The organism is Salinivibrio sp. SS2 (assembly GCF_001722075.1).
GTDB lineage: Bacteria > Pseudomonadota > Gammaproteobacteria > Enterobacterales > Vibrionaceae > Salinivibrio > Salinivibrio proteolyticus.
Map to the genome: position 1 here is coordinate 1 of NZ_MEBP01000022.1, position 1,460 is coordinate 1,460.

Below are 1,460 nucleotides of genomic sequence, written 5' to 3' on the forward strand. Positions count from 1 at the left end.
CTCGCTTCAAAACTCCCGTCACACAGACACAATTTAAGCATCAAAGCAGATATGCGTAAGACTTTGATGAGACAGAATTGGTGCGGAGTGGTAGTTCAGTTGGTTAGAATACCGGCCTGTCACGCCGGGGGTCGCGGGTTCGAGTCCCGTCCACTCCGCCACTACTTATAGGGGTGTAGCTCCAATTGGCAGAGCAGCGGATTCCAAATCCGCGTGTTGGGGGTTCGAATCCCTCCACCCCTGCCACATTTAAAGCCTCAGTCGAAAGACGGGGGCTTTTTTCTTTCTGTGTTTCTGAAACCCTCAAGCTAAAATACTGGCAATTGGTCTAACAATGAGTGTTTGACCTCACTTGTCATTCCATATTTTTTAGCCGTGTTTTCTACTAAGGATGCGAACCAGCTCGGCGCTGATGGACAGATATAAAGCTCTTGGACTAGAGTATTGACATCTATCTTTACGTTGATGCCATAGTCTATTGGCGAATCATGAAGTTCTTCATGCTTATTAAGATCACCAAGGTCTTTTACCAGAAATGTTCTCAATTCACTTTCATGTGAAAAACTCGCTCTCTTGACTAGAGATTGATCTAGAACTGAATTATCTGTGAATGTGAACGTTGAGTAGTCTTGGTATTCTATATCTGCAATATAGAACAATTCTGGATGGGGTTCTAAAGCGTCTTTTAACCCCTTTATTGTTGTTTTTATCGCAACTCCTTCTCCTGATGGAACGTACAACTTCCACATGGCTTCCGACTCATGTTCGTTTTTATGCCAGCAGTTTGCCGCAATTCTTTTTCTAATATGAAATCGGTTTTTGTAGTGTATTAACATCCTGTTGCGATAGCGTTCTCGGTCGTGTTGGGGGTGGTTAGCTACTAATTCTTCGAGCCTTCTGTTCCTTTTCTCCAGAGTAAGTTGAGTTGTAGCCCCTTCATATGGGTCATCAAATCTATCTAATCGAGAAAAGAATAGAGCACTTGAATCCAGCATTGCTGCGAACTTCGTAAAGTCCAAATACCTCCAAATGTTTGTTTCGTCGTCTGATTTCAGTTTAAAAAAACTGCCGCTATTAGGGTGAAACACTCGGCCTACCTCCTTACCTTTTTAATGTGTGCTGAGCGAATAGTGATATTTCGTCGGGTGTTCCATGAGCCGCCAGAGCTTTATCTAATGTTGGTCTCGATACACCGAAGTGTTTGGCTACTTCCGTTTTTGTGATGGTCGGGTTTAGCAGCATTGCTGCTGCCTTCTTTGCTGCATCTGGCGACATACTTGGTTTTCTGCCACTTCTCCGTCCTCGCGCTCGTGCTGCATTCAAACCCGCTTTGGTTCTTTCGCTGATGATTGCTCGTTTAAATTGGGCAATGGATGCGAACAAATGGAACACCAGTTCTCCAGTTGAAGTGTCGATTGATTCTGTCACTGAAACAAACGTAATCCTGAATTCAGATAATA

Annotated in this window: 2 protein-coding genes and 2 tRNA genes; 2 read left to right on the plus strand and 2 right to left on the minus strand. The window is 43.8% G+C overall.

The features are described from left to right. The first annotated feature begins 84 nt into the window (after positions 1 to 84). A tRNA-Asp gene (locus BGK46_RS01395) sits at positions 85 to 161 on the plus strand. 8 nt (positions 162 to 169) lie between these two features. Beyond that, a tRNA-Trp gene (locus BGK46_RS01400) sits at positions 170 to 246 on the plus strand. Positions 247 to 308: 62 nt separating this feature from the next. On the opposite strand, the gene BGK46_RS01405 is transcribed toward BGK46_RS01400, so the two are convergent. Together BGK46_RS01405 and BGK46_RS17065 are read right to left on the minus strand one after the other, a co-directional pair. Continuing rightward, the gene (locus BGK46_RS01405) at positions 309 to 1,088 is read right to left on the minus strand and encodes a hypothetical protein (protein ID WP_069586692.1); all 780 of its coding nucleotides are present in this window, start codon (positions 1,086 to 1,088) and stop codon (positions 309 to 311) included. A gap of 13 nt (positions 1,089 to 1,101) precedes the next feature. Beyond that, the coding region (locus tag BGK46_RS17065) for a recombinase family protein (RefSeq protein WP_139130707.1) at positions 1,102 to 1,460 on the minus strand (359 nt) is incomplete at its 5' end.